At 49.9% G+C, this 18,157-nt stretch carries 19 protein-coding genes and 2 pseudogenes; 19 read left to right on the top strand and 2 right to left on the bottom strand.

Going from position 1 to position 18,157, the window contains the following annotated elements; genetic code table 11:
• The first annotated feature begins 304 nt into the window (after positions 1 to 304).
• The 14 genes from ABGT54_RS05185 to ABGT54_RS05120 all read left to right on the top strand — a co-directional run bounded on the left by ABGT54_RS05185 (position 305) and on the right by ABGT54_RS05120 (position 15,315).
• Entirely contained in the window at positions 305 to 1,243 is a 939-nt protein-coding gene (locus tag ABGT54_RS05185) for an AraC family transcriptional regulator (RefSeq protein ID WP_346663127.1), read from the top strand.
• Positions 1,228 to 2,727 carry a glycerol kinase GlpK gene (gene glpK, locus ABGT54_RS05180; protein WP_346663126.1) on the top strand — a complete coding sequence of 500 codons (1,500 nt, stop codon included), beginning with the start codon at positions 1,228 to 1,230 and terminating at the stop codon, positions 2,725 to 2,727. Before ABGT54_RS05185 ends, glpK begins: the two co-directional genes overlap by 16 nt.
• 5 nt (positions 2,728 to 2,732) lie before the next feature.
• Positions 2,733 to 2,900 carry a hypothetical protein gene (locus ABGT54_RS05175; RefSeq protein WP_346663125.1) on the top strand — a complete coding sequence of 56 codons (168 nt, stop codon included), beginning with the start codon at positions 2,733 to 2,735 and terminating at the stop codon, positions 2,898 to 2,900.
• A gap of 99 nt (positions 2,901 to 2,999) precedes the next feature.
• Positions 3,000 to 4,247 (top strand): 6-phosphofructokinase, encoded by a 1,248-nt coding sequence (locus ABGT54_RS05170; protein WP_346663124.1) that lies wholly within the window; start codon positions 3,000 to 3,002, stop codon positions 4,245 to 4,247.
• Positions 4,248 to 4,457: 210 nt separating this feature from the next.
• Positions 4,458 to 6,047 carry a hypothetical protein gene (locus ABGT54_RS05165; RefSeq protein WP_346663123.1) on the top strand — a complete coding sequence of 530 codons (1,590 nt, stop codon included), beginning with the start codon at positions 4,458 to 4,460 and terminating at the stop codon, positions 6,045 to 6,047.
• Positions 6,032 to 7,780: a hypothetical protein gene (locus ABGT54_RS05160; RefSeq protein WP_346663122.1), complete on the top strand. Its 1,749-nt coding sequence runs from the start codon at positions 6,032 to 6,034 to the stop codon at positions 7,778 to 7,780. The genes ABGT54_RS05165 and ABGT54_RS05160 overlap by 16 nt, the downstream gene beginning before the upstream one ends.
• Before the next feature lie 105 nt (positions 7,781 to 7,885).
• Complete coding sequence (locus tag ABGT54_RS05155) at positions 7,886 to 9,244, top strand: AAA family ATPase (RefSeq protein ID WP_346663121.1); 1,359 nt, start codon at positions 7,886 to 7,888, stop codon at positions 9,242 to 9,244.
• Between the two features lie 103 nt (positions 9,245 to 9,347).
• Positions 9,348 to 9,683: a nucleotidyltransferase domain-containing protein gene (locus ABGT54_RS05150; protein ID WP_204909644.1), complete on the top strand. Its 336-nt coding sequence runs from the start codon at positions 9,348 to 9,350 to the stop codon at positions 9,681 to 9,683.
• Positions 9,676 to 10,083: a HEPN domain-containing protein gene (locus tag ABGT54_RS05145; protein WP_346663120.1), complete on the top strand. Its 408-nt coding sequence runs from the start codon at positions 9,676 to 9,678 to the stop codon at positions 10,081 to 10,083. Before ABGT54_RS05150 ends, ABGT54_RS05145 begins: the two co-directional genes overlap by 8 nt.
• Before the next feature lie 362 nt (positions 10,084 to 10,445).
• The gene (locus tag ABGT54_RS05140) at positions 10,446 to 11,462 is read left to right on the top strand and encodes a glycosyltransferase family 2 protein (protein WP_346663119.1); all 1,017 of its coding nucleotides are present in this window, start codon (positions 10,446 to 10,448) and stop codon (positions 11,460 to 11,462) included.
• Positions 11,463 to 11,498: 36 nt separating this feature from the next.
• Positions 11,499 to 12,371 (top strand): LysR family transcriptional regulator, encoded by an 873-nt coding sequence (locus ABGT54_RS05135; RefSeq protein ID WP_346663118.1) that lies wholly within the window; start codon positions 11,499 to 11,501, stop codon positions 12,369 to 12,371.
• Between the two features lie 144 nt (positions 12,372 to 12,515).
• On the top strand, positions 12,516 to 13,253 hold the full coding sequence (locus ABGT54_RS05130; protein WP_346663117.1) for a carboxymuconolactone decarboxylase family protein: 738 nt from the start codon (positions 12,516 to 12,518) through the stop codon (positions 13,251 to 13,253).
• A gap of 89 nt (positions 13,254 to 13,342) precedes the next feature.
• Positions 13,343 to 13,471: a hypothetical protein gene (locus ABGT54_RS05125; RefSeq protein WP_346663116.1), complete on the top strand. Its 129-nt coding sequence runs from the start codon at positions 13,343 to 13,345 to the stop codon at positions 13,469 to 13,471.
• Positions 13,472 to 13,587: 116 nt separating this feature from the next.
• A complete protein-coding gene (locus tag ABGT54_RS05120; RefSeq protein ID WP_346663115.1) occupies positions 13,588 to 15,315 on the top strand; it encodes a S8 family peptidase in 1,728 nt (575 codons plus the stop codon).
• Between the two features lie 6 nt (positions 15,316 to 15,321).
• On the opposite strand, the pseudogene ABGT54_RS05115 reads toward ABGT54_RS05120, so the two are convergent.
• A pseudogene (locus ABGT54_RS05115) lies at positions 15,322 to 15,862 on the bottom strand (RluA family pseudouridine synthase).
• A gap of 66 nt (positions 15,863 to 15,928) precedes the next feature.
• On the bottom strand, positions 15,929 to 16,141 hold the full coding sequence (locus ABGT54_RS05110; protein ID WP_346663114.1) for a hypothetical protein: 213 nt from the start codon (positions 16,139 to 16,141) through the stop codon (positions 15,929 to 15,931).
• A 209-nt stretch (positions 16,142 to 16,350) separates the two neighbouring features.
• On the opposite strand from ABGT54_RS05110, the pseudogene ABGT54_RS05105 reads away from it, so the two are divergent.
• The 5 genes and pseudogenes from ABGT54_RS05105 to ABGT54_RS05085 all read left to right on the top strand — a co-directional run.
• Positions 16,351 to 16,822, top strand: a pseudogene (locus tag ABGT54_RS05105) (8-oxo-dGTP diphosphatase); the annotation flags it as partial.
• On the top strand, positions 16,814 to 17,212 hold the full coding sequence (locus ABGT54_RS05100) for an NUDIX domain-containing protein (protein ID WP_346663128.1): 399 nt from the start codon (positions 16,814 to 16,816) through the stop codon (positions 17,210 to 17,212). The pseudogene ABGT54_RS05105 and the gene ABGT54_RS05100, both read left to right, overlap by 9 nt.
• 32 nt (positions 17,213 to 17,244) lie before the next feature.
• Complete coding sequence (locus tag ABGT54_RS05095) at positions 17,245 to 17,403, top strand: hypothetical protein (RefSeq protein ID WP_346663113.1); 159 nt, start codon at positions 17,245 to 17,247, stop codon at positions 17,401 to 17,403.
• Positions 17,404 to 17,447: 44 nt separating this feature from the next.
• Positions 17,448 to 17,840 carry a hypothetical protein gene (locus ABGT54_RS05090; RefSeq protein ID WP_346663112.1) on the top strand — a complete coding sequence of 131 codons (393 nt, stop codon included), beginning with the start codon at positions 17,448 to 17,450 and terminating at the stop codon, positions 17,838 to 17,840.
• Positions 17,777 to 18,154, top strand: coding sequence for an EcsC family protein (locus ABGT54_RS05085; protein ID WP_346663111.1), 378 nt, complete (start codon positions 17,777 to 17,779; stop codon positions 18,152 to 18,154). Before ABGT54_RS05090 ends, ABGT54_RS05085 begins: the two co-directional genes overlap by 64 nt.
• Positions 18,155 to 18,157: the final 3 nt, after the last annotated feature.

The raw sequence follows: 18,157 nt of genomic DNA, 5'->3' as shown, positions 1-18,157 counted from the left end.
TGGCCGGGGCTTTTGCTGTTGTCGTTATAGTTATCTAAAGGAATGAGAGAGAAAGTGCAGCACCTGGGAACTTCTCCCAAGTGCATTTACTTTATGAGGGGGAGATAGTTGATGTCTTGTTCAACTATCTGAGTCATATTATAAAAGGTAATTATGTCCAAAGTATGTTAAATCCCTAAAAGAAAACGAAAATTTCTTAAGCCGTTATTAAGAAATCATAAGGAAAAACTGATGCCTGCTTGATTCTTCCAATAATTGTGAGTATGATAGATGTAAATGATCTGGGAATGTGAGAGGAAATGTCATGGAGGATTCATATGTATTAGAGCTGACAGAGCCGAAATTCAAGGATTTTCATCTGGTGTACTGCGGCTATGCGCAGTGCGAGGCCTGCCACAGCTACGGACCGGCCACCCGGCCCAATTATATTATCCATTATATTCTGGAGGGAAAGGGCGTTTACCAGGTGGGCGAACGGAAATACCAGTTGTCCGCAGGACAGGGATTCCTGATCGAACCGGACACGCTGACCTTTTACCAGGCTGATCCGGAGGAGCCCTGGAGCTACCTGTGGGTAGGCGTTGGCGGAGACGAGGCCGGAAAATACATCCGGGATATCGGGCTGAACGGAAACCAGCTGATCTTTCAGTATGAAGACGGGGAACGACTGAAAAGGATCGTGCTGGATATGCTGAGACATACGAAGGTCACAATGGCAAATCTTTACTATCTGCAGGGGCGGCTCTATGATTTCTTCTCCGCGCTGACGGAAGATGAAGTGATCGATTCCTGCGTGGATATTTCCAAGGAGAGTATTTATATCCAGAAGGCGGTGACCTTTATCCGGAATAATTATTCCAGAGGCCTGAATGTGGCGGATATCGCGGTTCATATGAATGTGAACCGCAGTTATCTGTATACGCTGTTTAAAAATAACCTGGGCATGTCTCCCAAGGATTTTCTGACAAAGTTCCAGATTTCCCAGGCAAGGGAGCAGCTGAACCTGACAGATCTGTCCATCGAGGAGGTGGCGGAGGCCTGCGGCTACCGCAGCTGTCTGGTCTTTTCCAAAGCATTTAAAAAGGAAAACGGAATGACGCCCACGGAATACCGGAAACGCCGGCGCCTGGAGACGAAGCACAGACCGTCTGCAGGTCCGGAAGAATGGAAGGGGATCGGACGAAAGGTCCGGTTTACAATAGAAGAGGAAAATGAGGTGACAGACAAATGGGAAAATATGTAATGGCGCTGGACGCAGGGACAACCAGCAACCGCTGTATTTTGTTTGATAAATCCGGTAAGATCATCAGCATCGCGCAGAAGGAATTTACTCAGTATTTTCCGCAGCCCGGATGGGTGGAGCATGATGCGGACGAGATCTGGTCCACGCAGCTTGGTGTGGCGGTAGAAGCCATGTCCAAGGTAGGGGCTTCGGCGGAAGATATTGCGGCGATCGGCATCACGAACCAGAGAGAGACGGCCATCGTATGGGATAAGAAGACCGGAGAGCCGGTGTGCCGCGCGATCGTCTGGCAGTGCCGGCGGACAGCCGCATACTGCGACCAGTTGAAGGAACAGGGCTATACCGATATGATCCGGGAGAAAACGGGGCTGATCATCGACGCGTATTTTTCAGGGACAAAGATCCGCTGGATCCTGGATCATGTGGAGGGAGCCAGAGAAAAAGCGGAAAAAGGAGAACTGTTATTTGGCACTGTGGAAACATGGCTGATCTGGAAGCTGACAAAGGGAAGAGTGCATGTGACGGATTATTCCAATGCTTCCAGGACCATGCTCTTTAATATCAATACGCTGGAGTGGGATCAGGAGATCCTGGATCTTTTGCAGATCCCGAAGGCCATGCTGCCAGAGCCCATGCCTTCCAGCTGCGTGTACGGACATACAGATCCGTCTTATTTTGGCGGGCCGATCCCGATCGGCGGCGCGGCAGGAGACCAGCAGTCTGCTCTGTTCGGGCAGGTATGCTTCCATCCGGGAGCTGCCAAGAACACCTATGGTACGGGATGCTTCCTGCTGATGAATACGGGAGAGAAGCCGGTATTTTCCCAAAACGGGCTGGTAACCACCATCGCCTGGGGACTGGACGGGAAAGTGGAGTATGCCCTGGAAGGTTCGATCTTTGTGGCCGGGGCTGCCATCCAGTGGCTCAGGGACGAGATGCGTCTTATTGATTCGGCGGCGGATTCGGAATATATGGCAGGTAAGGTGAAGGATACGAACGGCTGCTATGTGGTTCCCGCATTTACAGGCCTTGGAGCGCCCCACTGGGATCCTTATGCCAGAGGTACCATCGTTGGCATCACCCGCGGCGTGAACAAATATCATATCATCCGGGCAACGCTGGAGTCCCTGGCTTATCAGGTCAATGATGTGCTGGGAGCCATGGAGGCGGATTCGGGAATTTCGCTGACTTCACTGCGTGTGGACGGCGGGGCAAGCGCCAATAACTTCCTGATGCAGACCCAGGCGGACATCATCGGCGCGCCGGTCAAGCGTCCCAGATGCATTGAGACCACGGCCATGGGAGCCGCCTATCTGGCGGGTCTTGCGACCGGCTACTGGAAGAGCAGAGAAGAGGTAAAAGAAAACTGGGCCATTGACCAGGTTTTCGAGCCGGCCATTGACGAGGAAGAACGGAAACAGAAGATCAAAGGCTGGAATAAGGCAGTGCGCTGTTCTTATCACTGGGCAAAAGAAGAGGAGTAATCAAGATGGAAAAGATAAAAATGACCTGTACAGGCTGCCGGAACGGCTGCCTGATGACCGTCACGGTGGAAGACGGAGAAGTGGTAAATGTAGACGGAAACGGGTGTATGCGGGGTATGCCCGCGCGCAGGAGAATGTTTCCTTTTCCGAAAATGCAGGGGAATAATCTGTAAAACTGCATAAAAAAGTATTGTTTTTGTGGACTTTTTTGCCACAATATACTAATATAGTAATATCGACGCAATTTGAAAGAAGGAAGGGAAAGAAATACTATGAAAAGAAATGTTATCGTAGGACAGTCCGGAGGCCCGACTGCCGCTATTAACTCAAGCCTTGCAGGTGTATACCGTACAGCCAAGGACCGTGGAGCAAACAAGGTATACGGCATGCTTCACGGCATCCAGGGACTTCTGGAGGAAAAATATATTGACCTTGCAGATCACATCAAGACAGAACTGGATGCAGAACTCTTAAAGAGAACACCGGCTGCGTTCCTTGGATCCTGCCGTTATAAACTGCCGGAGATCCATGAGAACCGGGAAGTGTATGAGAAGATCTTTGAGATCCTGGATAAGCTGGATATCGAGGCATTTATCTACATCGGCGGAAATGATTCCATGGATACGATCAAAAAATTATCCGATTATGCGATCATTACCGGACATCCTACCAGATTTATCGGATGCCCCAAGACGATCGACAATGACCTGGCCCTGACAGACCATACACCGGGTTACGGAAGCGCGGCCAAATATATCGGAACCTCTATGAAAGAGATCATCCGCGACGGATTCTGTCTGGAATATGAGAAAGGTATCGTGACCATCGTAGAGATCATGGGAAGAAATGCAGGATGGCTGACCGGAGCTTCCGCACTTGCAAGAGGCGAGGACTGCGAAGGACCGGATCTGATCTACCTGCCGGAGATCCCGTTTGACATTCATGAATTCAGCAACAGAGTGAAGAAGCTGATCGAAGAAAAGCCGTCCATCGTGATCGCAGTATCCGAGGGAATCCGCACACCGGACGGAACCTATGTATGTGAGCTGGGCAACAGCATTGACTTTGTAGATGCTTTCGGCCACAAACAGCTGTCCGGAACCGCATCCTATCTGGCAAGCTTTATCGCCGGAGAGCATGGATGCAAGACCCGCGCCATTGAGCTGAGCACCCTGCAGCGTTCCGCTTCACACACAGCTTCCCGTGTAGATATCCTGGAAGCATACCAGGTAGGCGGCGCGGCAGTAAAAGCGGCTGACGAAGGAGATTCCGGCAAGATGGTAGTTCTTCAGAGACTGTCTGATGATCCGTATCAGTGCGGAACAGAAGTGAAAGATGTACATAAGATCGCCAATGACGAGAAACTGGTTCCAAGAGAATGGGTGAACGCAGACGGCACTTATGTAACCAATGAGTTTATTTCCTATGTACGTCCGCTGATCCAGGGAGACGTGTCTCCGGTTATGGTAGACGGTATCCCGAGACATCTGTACGCACCGAAGGAATTAAGCCACAGATAAGAACAGACGTCCTTTTTCAGGCGGCAGAAAAAAGTTCTGCCGCCTGTTATTTTTTACTTGTTTTTTTTGGCGGAATCCAGTAATATAGAAATTACTCTAAATGCATTTCCAGAGTTCTTAATTAAGATTCAAAAGACAAAATCTTTCATCAATTCAATTAGTTCCAATTATTTAACCAATGGAAAACAATTTAAAAACGAGGTGATGTAAGTGGCAGTCAAAGAAGGCTATGACGTACTGCGTCTCATTGAACACGGGCAGGTCTGCTATATCAGTTCTGAGTATGTTGCCGGAAAGCCGCTGGCCGTATGGCTGAAATACCATCCCCGCCTGCCAAAAGAGCAGCTGCTTGGCTGGATCCTGTGTATGGCGCGGCAGCTGGAGATGCTGCACAAGTGTAAAAATCATCCCTGCTGCCGGTATGTCAATCCCTACAGTATGATCATTTCTGAGGAAGGCGGATTGTATCTGGCGGATATGCAGGCAGGCTCCAACGAAGACCTGCTAAGGCTGATGCGCAGAAAAAGTATCCGGGAGCATTTTCTCCCGCCGGAAGAGCCTTACTACCGCAAGGCTTCTGTAGCGCTGGACGCTTACGGACTTGGACGGACGATCCAGTATCTTCTTGCGATGTCGGAACCGGACCCGCCTCTGGGGAGAAGGGAAACGGCAAAGCTTCAAAAATTAATCTCCCGCTGTCTGAAACTCTCATCAGGCAAACCCATTCAATCCATTTCAGAAATTCGAAAATATATCCCGGTTTATCAGGAAACACAGAAGCGTGCCATTCAAAAGGGGCGTAAAATCCTTGTGGCTGCAGCACTTCTTACGGCTCTTGGCGCGCTGGGAAGATGGGGAATATCCGGGATCCGGGACGGAGACGCCAGGGCTCTTGCGGCAGGAGAGGAGGCGGGAGAAGGATCTGGAGAAAATGTAAATGAAGCAGAAACTTCCGGAGAAATAAAAGCAGACGGAGACAAAGAGAAGGACCGGAAGGAAACGGAAAAAGAGAGGATCCGTCTTGCGCTGGCGTATTTTCTGGAGATCGGTGATTATCAGAAGGTACAGGAAACCCTGGAACCAGTCCTTCAAACAAGCCGGACGGCAGAAGAGTTATCTGCGGTGGCAGAAGCTTTCCTTTCACCGGACACTTTTGCGGAGGAAGAGACAGAGACAACACAAAAGGATACGGAAACCTTCTGGGAAGCGTGGAAGCATCATCTGGAACAGCTGGAAGAGCTGGCATCGGAAGGCGGCTGGAACGAGGAAGAAGAGGTGGCATTTTGGAGATGCCTGATCCGGGGATACCAGCTGTCTGACGAAGATGAGGCGGCAAAAGAAGTGATCCGGCTGGGCGAATCCTGTCTGGAACAGGATGTTCTTGAGGAAGCTGCAGAGCAGGAGGTCCGGGCAGATATGGCAGGCGCCTATGAACGGACAGGCGAAGAAGAGACGGCGGCCGAATGGTATGCCCGGCTTTTGGAACAGACAGAGGAAAAAGAGGAGAGAAAAGAATACTTCGCAAAAGCAGCGGCTCTGTATGAACAGTGTGGCAAAACGGATCTGGCGCTGGAACTCTGCGCTCAGGGGATCAAAGAATTTTCGCAGGAACGCGCCCTTCAGATCCAGCACATCCGCCTGCTCTGCCAGGATCCTTCTGTGGACCGGGGGATCTGCGCACAGACCATTCGAGAATATCTGAGCCGCGACAACACGCTGGCGGACAGCGAAGAGTTTCAGAAACTACAGAAAGAATACGGGATCAAAGTGGAAGGAGAAGAGGTATGGGTCGGAGAATGAAGAGCATTGTGGCTTTACTGATGGTGCTGGCGCTGCTGTACTGGCAGCAGGACGAGCTGGGCTATGAGATCAGTTATGCGGCGGAAGAAGAGACGGAAGAAGAACCGGAAGAGAAACCAGAAGAAGAACCGGAAGAAAAACCGCAGATTCGGAAATATGAGATCGTGATCCCGGAGGCGGATGGCCAGAACGGATATTATATTTCCTGTCCTGTCATTAAGATCCGCCATGTCAGTGAAGCCGGAAAAACACTGTGCCGGCTGACGGATCATACAGGACGGATCTTCGAGCAGACACTGGAGCATACCGGCGAAATGGCAGAGTTTGGACAGGAGCATTTCAGCGAAGGGGAAAACAGGCTGGAAGTGTGGATGACGGATGAAGACGGAAAGGAACTGGAAGAATTCCGCTTCCAGAAGACGTTTCAGATCGACAGGAAAGCGCCGGTTATCAGCATGCAGGCGCCTCAGGGATTTGATCACTGGTACGAAGGAGAAGTTTCTCTCTTGGTAAAGGCGGAGGACGGGGCAGCGGGAAGCCGGGTGGCAGGGATCCGGTGCAGTTCCAACGGGCAGGTTCTGGGGCAGACCGGTGAGGCGGAAGCGACGTTTACCGTACCTTTCCTTTCGCAGAACGGTCAACCGGTGCGTGTGGAAGTGCGGGCAGTGGATCATGCGGGAAATGTGGCCTGGCAGGAGTGTGAGCTTCTGATCGACGGAGAAGCGCCGGAAGCAATGATCGAGGGAGTCCACGACTATATGATCACCAGTCAGCCGGTAACAATCCGCTGCGTGGCACGGGATGAGAATATACTTGCGAAGACTGTGGCAAAGGCAGAACAGGAAAGTCCGGACGGGGCGCTTACAAGCCGGGAGATTACCGGGTGGACACAGACAGAAGCCGGAACGGCAGCGGAAATCCTTCTGGAAACGGACGGAAGTTACCAGATCTCTATGGAAGCGGAAGACCAGGCAGGGCATAAATCTTCGGCTTTCAGGAAACTGACAGTTGACCGGCATAATCCGGTAATCCGGCATGTGGATGAACTGGACGGAACGTATCAGAAGAGTTTTTGCCTGGAACACAGCGGCAGTGATCTGATCTGGGACTTCACTACATTTACCTATTCGGTCACGCTGGACGGGAAACTCTATCCTTCCGGGGAGACGGTGGACCGGGAAGGCGTGCATGTTCTGGAGGTAAAGGCCGTAGATTCAGCGGGGAATACGGGCACGGCAAGGGCACAGTTTGTCATAGACCACACGGCGCCGGTGGTAGTGTTCCAGGACGTGGAGGAAGGCGAAAGCTATGAGGAGAAAAAGAGTTTTCAGGTCACGCTGGAAAATCAGGCGGATGAGATCCAGGAGATCCGGATCAACGGGGTCCGTCAGAAGACCAGCCCTTCTGGCAAGATCTACCGGTACACTGTGGAAGAAGAAAAGGCTTATGAAATATCTGTAAAAGCTGTTGACAGGGCGGGAAACCAGACAGTGCAAAGACTGACCTTTGAGGTTGTGCCCAAAATGACGCTGGCGGAAAAGATCTTGGAGCCGGTGAAGAAAACGCTGGGAATGGAAGAGACCCGGGCCAAAGAAAAGGACGAAGATCTGCAGGAAGATCCGGGAAGAGAAAAGACAGGGGAATGGCAACTGGTGCTTGGATCCTGCGCAGGACTTGCGGCCATCGGAGGAGCAGGATGGATCGTCCGGAAAAAGAAAAAAATGAAAGCATAAGAAAAGCCCCTGGCTGTATGATGTAAGAAGAATTATATGGAGATTATACAGGAATTGAAGTATAATAAAGAAAGCATCAGACATCAGCAGCGGGGGTGATCTTAAATGGGTAAATATATGAAGAGAAATGTATACGACCAGATGCTCCGATGGAAACAGCGTCCGGAGCACACTACGCTGGAAGTGTCAGGGGCCCGGCAGACAGGGAAAACATACATTGTAAACAAGTTTGCGGATGAACAATATAAAAAGAAAATATATATCAATCTTCTTGAATTTACAGGAGAATTATTTCTTGAGAAATATGAAGAATTAAGAAACGATATAAAAAATGGGTTTGTCTGCGAAAATCCTGTCTATGAGTTGATCCGCAGGACTTCCCCGGATTTTGACGATTCTCCGGATACGATTGTCATCATAGATGAAATCCAGGAGTCTGCGGCGATTTATAACCGGATACGGGAATTTACCCGCCGGCTGAAAAGTGATTTTATTATTACAGGAAGCTACCTGGGGCGGATCTTAAAACGGGAATTTAAGTATTCCTCTGGTGATCTGGATTATCTGGAAATCCATACTCTTGATTTTCAGGAATTTCTGATGGCTTTAGGAGAAGATGATCTGTACCAAGAACTTGACATTTACGGACAAAGTTCAGGTGGAATCTATGAGAGGCTGTCAGAACTTTATGCTGTATATACTAAAATCGGGGGCTATCCGGCTGTAGTTTTGCGATATCTGGAAACCGGATCTATAGAAGAAGCCAATGCAGAACTATTGAAGATTATCCGTCTTTTCACAAATGAGAGTAAAAGATACTTTGAGGATATTCTGGATGATGAAGTTTATGACAACATTTTCTCCAGTGTGGCCAGAGTCCTTGTAAAAGAGAAAAAAGGCTTTGAAAAGGACAGTTTCAGCGAAGAATTGCAAAATATCGTGGTAAAAGATTATTCCAGCAATATCAGCAAAGTATCGGTTAATCGAGCCATTGACTGGCTTTATAGTTCCGGGATCATCGGATTTGCCGGAAAAATCACGAATTGTAATATACTGGAGTTCAAACCAAAATCCCGATGTTATTTTACAGATCTGGGGCTGACCAGTTATTTCCTGACGCATATCGGATGCCCGGAAAGCGCGGTATCAGGAATCGTAAATGAGAATTTTGTGTTTCTGGATCTGAAACAGCGGATCATACCGCCTGCCGGGATTGCGCTGGAGACGCCAGCGTTTGCAACAATGGGCAGCGGTGAGGTTGATTTTTATCTGAAATCATTGAAAACACAGAAAACCTATGCAATAGAGGTTAAGACCGGAAAGAATCAGAGCAGGACGGTACAGGAAATCCTTGACAAAAAGAAGGCAGACTATATTGTTTATGCCAAAGGAAATACCCATGGCGGGGTAAAGGATCAGGTGTTTACTATTCCGGTTTATGGAATCGGGAAGTTTGAATTCTAGAGCAGCGGGAAGTGGTGTAGTAAAAGGGATGGTAAAAGACCTGAAAACAAAGTATAATAAGGAAAAGATGTGGCGATACAGTGATTGTAAAGAAGGTGATCATATGACGGAAAAAAAGATCAGAGAAGTCATAGATAAATTTGCAGAAGAAGCAAAAAGAATATATGGAATAAAACTGGAAGGGCTTATCCTCTATGGTTCCTGCGCGCGCGGGGATTTTCAAAATGACAGTGATATCGATATTTTGATTTTGTTAAATGTTCCATTGGAGGATATCAGTTCTGAGAGAAATCGTATTCTGGACATATCAGATAAGCTTGATCTGGAGTATGATGTCGTATTGGCGCCGGTTGTTCAGAATTATGAATTGTATCAGAAATACATTCCGGTGTCATCATTTTATCAGAACGTGGAGAGAGAAGGTGTGAAGATTGCCTGAGTACAGTTCCCTACAAAAAGATTATGCGAAATATAGAATAGAGCGTGCCAGAGAAGATCTGGACGCAGCCCGTCTGCTTTATGATGCAGGCAATTACAGGATTGCGAATAATAGAGCCTACTACGCTATATTTCATGCCATGAGAGCAGTGCTTGTATTTGATAATTTTGATTCAAGTAAGCATAGTGGAGTGATTGCAGAATTCAGACGAAGATATATTAAAGAAGGTATCTTTCCGACAGAGATATCCAAGATGATTGGTTCAGCATTTACAATTCGTAATGCCTCGGACTATGATGACATGTTTATTGCAAGTAAACATGATACGGAAGAGCAGATAAAAAATGCTGAACATGTGTATCATGTTCTGGCGGAATATATTAATCGTCAAATTTCCTAAATTAGCGGAAGAAGATTTCCGCAAAAATTTCGCATATCCTGATTTAATGAAGGAAAGGGATAGATTGGAAAGTGGTGCAGAAAAACCCATAAAAAGGGAGGATGCCGGGTGACTGAGTATTCAGTCCCCGGCATGTATTATGAAAAAGTTTATTCCAAGCATTGCTGCGTACCGTCTTATTTCTTTTGACAGTTTTAGTATAGGAAAAAGCTGTGAAGAAATAGTGATGTATAAATGAAAGATTTTTGAAAGATAAATGAACAAATTATGAACATTAACAGAGATTTTACGGATAATCCGTTGGAAAAGGGCAGAAAATGATATATACTATAAAAACACAGATGAAGAAAGGAATCAGAGAGATGAAGTATATATCATTTGCGATCCCATGTTACAATTCACAGGAGTACATGTCCCACGCGATCGAGAGCATTCTGCCCGGCGGAGAAGATGTGGAGATCATCGTTGTCAACGACGGCTCCAAGGATGATACGCTGAAGATCGCACGGGAGTATGAGGCGAAATATCCGCAGATTGTCCGGGTGGTGGACAAGGAAAACGGCGGGCACGGAGACGCGGTAAATTCCGGTCTTGCGGCTGCGTCCGGCAAATATTTTAAGGTTGTGGACAGCGACGACTGGGTAGACGAAGAGGCGCTGCAGAAGATCCTGGGTCTTTTGCGCCGGCTGGAGGACGAGGAAGAAGAGATCGATATGCTCGTCTCCAATTATGTGTATGAAAAGGTGGGAGTGGAGCATAAGAAATGTATCCATTACCGCAATGTGCTTCCCCAGGATGAGATCTTTCACTGGGATGACATCGGACATTTCCATCTGGGCCAGTATATTCTGATGCATTCCGTGATCTACCGGACAGACCTGCTGAAACTGATCCAGTTAAGGCTGCCGAAGCATACGTTTTATGTGGACAACATTTATGTATATTACCCCCTGCCCCATGTAAGAAAACTTTACTATCTGGATGTGGATTTCTATCGTTATTACATTGGACGGGAAGACCAGTCGGTAAATGAAAAGGTGATGATCAGCCGGGTGGATCAGCAGATTTTTGTGACGAAATCCATGATTGACATGTATGATCTTAGTAAGATTTCCTGCAAGAAACTGCGCGCATACATGATCAATTATCTGGCGATCATGATGACGGTTTCCTCGATCCTTCTGATCCGCTCCAAGAAGAAAGAGAATCTGGATAAGAAAAAAGATCTCTGGGTTTATCTGAAGAAAAAAGACTTTAAAGTCTTCTTTAAGATCCGTTATGGCATATTAGGACAGACCATGAATATTCCGGGAAAGCCCGGAAGGAAAATTTCTTCTCTGGCCTACATTGTAGCCAGAAGACTGGTGGGATTTAATTAGGAACTTTGCAAAAAGCTGTGATGGGAGGTGATGGATATGGAATTGCGCGTGCTGAAATATTTTCTGACGGTAGCGGATGAAGGAAATATTACACGGGCTGCGGATATCCTTCATGTCACCCAGCCCACCTTAAGCCGCCAGCTGATAGAGTTGGAAGACGAACTGGGAACGGCGCTCCTGATCCGGGGGAAACGATCCGTGACTTTGACAGATGAGGGTTTCCTTTTTAAACAGCAGGCGGAAATGATCGTGGAGCTCTCGGACAAGCTGGAACATACCTTTAAAGACAAAAAAGACGTGGTCTGCGGCACCATCCGGATCGGCGCTTCAGAAGCGGTGGGCTGCCGGGCGCTGGCCCTCTACATGAAAGAATTTCGTGAGAAATATCCGGATGTCCAGTTTGATCTTTATAATGGGATGGCGGACAACATCAAAGAGATGCTGGAACGAGGGCTGCTTGACCTGGGGCTCGTACTGGAGCCTGTCGATACTGCAAAATTTGAATATGTAAGGCTTCCCCAGAAAGAAACCTGGGGACTCCTTTTGAGAAAGGATCACGAACTTGCGGAAAAGGAAACATTAACCGTGGAAGAGATCCGGCAGTATCCTCTGATCATGCCGGGGAGAGAGAATGCCAAAAATGAAGTTCTACACTGGTTGCAGTGCGAGGAAAGCCATCTGAACATTCCGGCTTATTACAATCTTCTCTCCAATGCCGCATTGCTGGTAGAGGCCGGGATGGGCTGTGCAGTCTGTCTGGACGGTGCATTATCCATACATGCGGATCCCGACCTTTGTTTTCGCCAGATCCTGCCGGAGCACACAACAAGGAGTGTGCTCCTGTGGAAAAAGAATCATCTGTTTTCTCAGGCGGCGTCCCTTTTCGTACAGACAATCCAAGAATATTAAAAATGGTCATGGCATCAGCTAAAACGCTGGTGCCGTGGCTTTTTTTATTTCATAGATATACGAAAAACGTATGGTTTTTCATAGCAGACAGGTATTAGACAGGATATAGAAGACGGGGGATAATAAATAAAAAAGAGGTAAATTATGAATCGAAAAGAAAGAACAGAACAAAAAATGCAGGAGCTGTTTCTCAGCCATGCCGCCGGGGATGAAGGAACGGACGGCGAATTCATGCAGATCCTGCAAGGTTACATTTTTGGAGACGTCTGCTATACAGGCAGTCTGGACAACCGCATGAGGGAGCTGGTCACGGTTACCGTGCTGACCACGCTTAGCGCCCTGCCCCAGATCAAAGCCCATGTGCAGGCCAGCCTCAACGCCGGCTGCACACCGGTGGAGATCCGGGAGGCAGTTTACCAGTGCGCGTCCTTTATCGGCTTTCCTAAAACTCTTAACGCTATCGGTGCTATGAATGAGGTGTTCGCAGGCAATGGGATTGAACTGCCTCTGCCGTCCCAAAAGACTTTGGCCGGTGAAAACGATGAGGAGCGCTATCAGAAAGGATTAAAGATCCAGGAGCCTCTCTATGGAACAGAGATCGCGGACCGCTATACCTGGCTGCCCGGCGAGTTTGCCCAGGCAGTGCCCCGCTTTTTGACTGAACTGTGCTTTGGGGACTTTCAGACCCGTGCCGGCCTGGACGGGAAGACCCGTGAGTTGCTCACGGTAGTGTTGCTGGCGGCTCTGGGCGGTGCAGAAGTGCAGTTGAAGAAGCCATGTGGAAGGAGCGCTGAAGGCTGGCAACAGCTCGGGAGGAAGTGGTCTGCGCTCTGGTCCACGCCAGCGGATATATGGGCATTCCCCGTCTGTTCAACGCGCTGAACGGGTGCAGGGAATTGTTGGAAGCGGAAGAAGATGGTCCTATCTGAATCCCCTGACAGAGGCGGGGAAATGCCCGGTGTTTCTGGCAAATGTCACCTTTGAGCCGGAGTTGCCGCAACAACTGGCACGGAGCCAAAAAGGACAGCTGGTTTTCCCACATTGCAGTAGAAGTGCCTGGTGAGGAGATCCGGGAACGAGTGGTGCGAACCGGTGGATGATGAGGCCTACAACGGGCTGGAGTAAGATAAGCCGGTATGTAAACGAACAAGGCAGGTATATTCCAGAAGCCATGCCACATACGATACATCAGATAGGATCTGGAAGGAGTCGTTGCATGGCTGTAGACGTTCGCGATATTTACGGAAGTCAGAAGATAGAAAATCTTTTGAATCTGGCGCTGGAGGCCACCGGTGAAGAGCGGGCAAAATCGCCGGAGCTGGAAGTAGGATTTGATCCGGAGACGAAGACCTGGGAGCTGATCATCAAGTATTCGGGTGATCTTAAGGAGGTCCGGGAGCTGGCCGAAGAGGTCTATGAACTGCAAAATGAGTATGCGGTTCTGCTTGTCCGGGAGGACCGGATCCGGGAAATGGCTTCCCTGCCGGAAGTAGAATACATTGAAAAACCAAAGAGGCTGTTTTTTGAAGTGGAAAACGGAAGACGGGTTTCCTGTATCGATGCGGTACAGGGAGCCCGTTTTGCTTTATCCGGACAGGGCGTGCTGATCGGAATCCTGGATTCCGGCCTGGATTATGCCAACCCGGACTTCCTTACTGCGGAGGGGAAGACCCGGATCCGGGCTCTCTGGGATCAGGAGGAAGACCGGGAATATACAGAAGAGGAGATCAACAGGGCCCTGGAGGAGGAAGACCCGGTTGCGAGAAAACAGATCGTCTCCAGTGAGGATACCTCGGGCCATGGAACAGCGGTCGCCGGGATCGCTGCTGGAAACGGCCGGGGGAGCGGCGGCCGATATGCGGGCGTGGCGCCGGAGAGTCCGCTGGTGATCGTCAAGCTGGCAAGAGCGAGGGCAGGCGGATTTCCCCGGACCACAGAACTGATGCGGGGGCTGGATTATGTGATTCGCAAGGCACAGGAATACCAGAACCCCATCGCCGTGAATATCAGCTTTGGAAATACCTATGGATCTCATGACGGCACCTCGCTTCTGGAGCGGTTTATCGATGATCTGGCAAATATCTGGAAAAGCGTGATCTGCATCGGCACAGGCAATGAAGCCGCAGGCGCCGGGCATACCGCAGGAGTCTTAAAAGAAGGCGAGAATACCGTGATCCGCCTGGCCGTGCAGGAACGGCAGGCCGGGTTCGGCATCCAGATCTGGAAAGAATATACCGATGAGACGGAGATCGCGCTGGTCAGTCCAAGCGGCGTAAGAGTCGGGCCGGTACAGGCGATCCTGGGGCCTCAGCGGTTTACGGTGGAAGATACAGAAGTGCTTTTATACTATGGAGAACCAAGTCCGTACAGCACAGCTCAGGAAATATACATGGAACTGCTTCCCAAAAGCAGCTGGGTGGATGACGGCGTCTGGCAGATCGTCCTGACGCCCGGCCGTATCCTTTCAGGAGCCTACGAGCTCTGGCTGCCCGGCGAAGAGATCCTGAACCGGGAGACGGGATTTCTGTCTCCGGTAAGCCGCACCACGCTCACCATCCCTTCTACGTCATTTCGGGCTGTCAGCGTAGGGGCATATAATGCCCGGACTTTTGCATATGCGGATTTTTCGGGAAGAGGATATCCCAGAGGGAATCCACAGGTGAAACCGGATCTTGTGGCGCCGGGGGTCGATGTGGTCTCTGTCAAGGCGGGCGGCGGTTACGGACAGTTTACCGGTACATCGTTTGCCACGCCCTTTGTCACAGGGGGCGCGGCGCTTCTGATGGAATGGGGGATTGTAAAAGGAAATGATCCGTATCTGTATGGGGAGAAGGTGAAGGCATATCTCCACAAAGGGGCGGCCAGACTGCCAGGATTTGACAGCTACCCCAATCCGCAGGTGGGATATGGAGCTTTGTGCCTGCGAAATAGCCTGCCAATATAAGGAAAATTATCCCTCAAGAACTTTCTGCATATCTTCCGGCAGGGGAGCGGTAAACTCCATCCATTGTCCAGTGATCGGATGGGAAAAACTTAAGCGGTGGGAGTGAAGCGCCTGCCGGGTGATCCATTCCATATCAGGATTATAAAGATAATCTCCAATCAAAGGATAACCAAGATATTTCATATGGATCCGTATCTGATGGGTGCGGCCGGTTTCCAGGCGTACGGAAACCAGGCTGTGCCCGTTTTTTTTCGTCCAGAAACCGGTAGTGGGTTACGGCCGGCTCTCCTTTTTCAAAATCCACAAACCGCTCAATGATCGAGCCCTCTTTTCGGCCGAGAGGGGCGCAGATCGTGCCGGATTCCGGGCTGATCCTCCCGCGGACAATGGCAAGATACTCCCGACGGACTTCTTTTTTCTTTGTCATGGCTGATAAGATGCTGCCGCTGACCAGATGCTTGGCGACCACAGTGAGGCCGGAAGTATCCCGGTCCAGCGGTTGCAGCACCGGAAGATAAAAGGCTTGTCCTGCTCCTGATAATACCATGCCAGCGCGTTGGCAAGAGAACCAGTGTAATGGTTCAAAGACGGATGGATCGGCATGCCTGCCGGTTTATTTACGACAATCAGGTCTTCGTCCTCGATAGACGATGGAAAGAGGTGCGTAGACGGGCGGGATTTTTTCGGAACATTTCTGTTCGCTGATACGAACCTGAAGCTGATCGCCGGCCGTCAGCGGATGCTTCATATAACAGGGAACACCGTTTACCAGGATGCTTTCCGGCATCCGTTTGATAGAAGCAAGATTCTGGGCAGAGTAGCCCATCCGGCGGAGAACTGCTCCACCCGCAGTCCGTCTGCTGTGGTGTGATAGGGTAAATGATCGTGCGGTCCATAGATATCCTCCTGACATTTCCCCAAGTATAGCACAGAAAAGGACGGGGCGGGACCGGAATTTTTAATAGATTTTTAAGTTGTGCCACACCGGGAAATGAAGTAGTATGGTAATGGAGACAGGAGAGGAAGCGAAGCAAAATGACAGGACTAAGCACGCTGTGTTACATCGAAAAGGACGGAAAATATCTGATGCTTCACCGGACGGTGAAGAAAAAGGACGTCAATAAAGATAAATGGATCGGCGTCGGCGGACACTTTGAGGCGGACGAAAGCCCGGAGGAATGTGTCCTGCGGGAAGTAAAGGAAGAGACCGTTATACGCTGACCTCTTACCGGTACCGGGGAATCGTCACCTTTGTTTCCGGAAACGCGTGACGGAATATATGTCGCTCTTTACGGCGGACGGCTTTGAAGGAACGCCCATTCCCTGTGATGAAGGAGAACTGGAATGGGTGGATATTGACGAGGTCTGGAAGCTGAACATCTGGGAAGGGGACAAGATCTTTTTCCGGCTGCTGGACGAACGGGAGGATTTCTTCTCTTTGAAGCTGGTCTATGACGGACACGACCGTCTGGTGTCTGCGGCGCTTGACGGACAGCCCATGGAGCTTTTTGATATCCTGAACCCGGATGGCAGCAAAAGCGGGATCGTAAGAGAACGGGGCGTGGCGCACCGGGAGGGAAGCCTTCACGGAACAGTGCATATGTGGATCGTCCGCCCGAATGAAGCAGGCGGGTACGATGTGCTGCTGCAGAAAAGAAGCGCCTGCAAGGATTCCAACCCCGGCTGTTATGACATCTCATCGGCAGGACACATAGAAGCTGGAGATGAGCCGTTGCCTGCGGCGGTACGGGAGATGGAAGAAGAACTGGGACTTCGGGTGCGCCCGGAGGAGCTGACATTTATCGGCGTTCACCGTGGTGCCTTTGAGGCGGAATTTTACGGGCGGATGTTCCGGGACAATGAATTAAGTTATGTATATCTTTACACCGGGCGGTAGACGTCGCAGACCTGACGCTGCAGGAAGAAGAGGTGGAGTCTGTCCTGTGGATGGATTATGAGGAGTGCCGGCAGCAGGTGGAGGCAGGAACCCTTGCCAACTGCATTTATCTGGACGAGTTCCGGATGGTTGGGAAAGCCCTGGAGAAGCAGAGCGGCGGGCAGGAAACCGGACGAAAAAAGGGAGAATAGCAGGAGGCGGTCCTTATGTTGCGTCAGAACCGGTGGGAAAAAGAATGGATGATACTGGAGAAAAAAGAACTCCGTTATCTGGAGCGCCAGCGGGAAGAGAAAAAACCTTCGGCCCTTCGGCAAAAATTGGAAGAAAAGATTCCGAAAAGCTGGAAGATACCTTAAATGCGGCTTTTGTCAAGGCTTTTGATCTGGTGTTTGAAAAGGGAACCGGGATCATTGAAAAGACCTATAACAAAGAGCAGCAGAAAATGGATTATCAGGTCCGTGAATATGCAGCCGGGTTAAAGGCAAACCGTAAGACTGTGAAGGCGTTCGGCAGGCAGTCACAGGCCGCCAGGGCGAAGAATCTGGCTATTTCGGCGTGGAGGGAGTGGGACTTGGCCTGCTGGGCGTTGGCATTCCGGATATCCCGCTTTTTACAGCCGTTATTTTAAAAAGTGTGTACGAGATTGCCCTGACATACGGTTTTACATATGAGAGCGAAGAAGAACAGTGGTTTATCTTGAAGATCATTGAGACCGCGCTGCGGAAAGGAGCGGGGCTGGAACAGGGAAATGCACTTTTGAACGGGTGGATAGACAGCCAGGCGAGGGGCGGCCATATGGGCGAGAAAGAAACAGCCGGAAAGCAGCAGGAACAAAGGCGCCGGACCGCAGATGCATTGTCGGAAGCGCTCCTGTACATGAAATTCTTGCAGGGAATTCCGGTGGCTGGCGTTGCCGGAGGCATCTCCAAACACGCGATCTAGTGT

The organism is uncultured Merdimonas sp. (assembly GCF_963929015.1).
Classification (GTDB): domain Bacteria; phylum Bacillota; class Clostridia; order Lachnospirales; family Lachnospiraceae; genus Merdimonas.
Note: the sequence above shows the minus strand (reverse complement) of the source record. Positions and strands in the feature narration are given on the sequence as shown.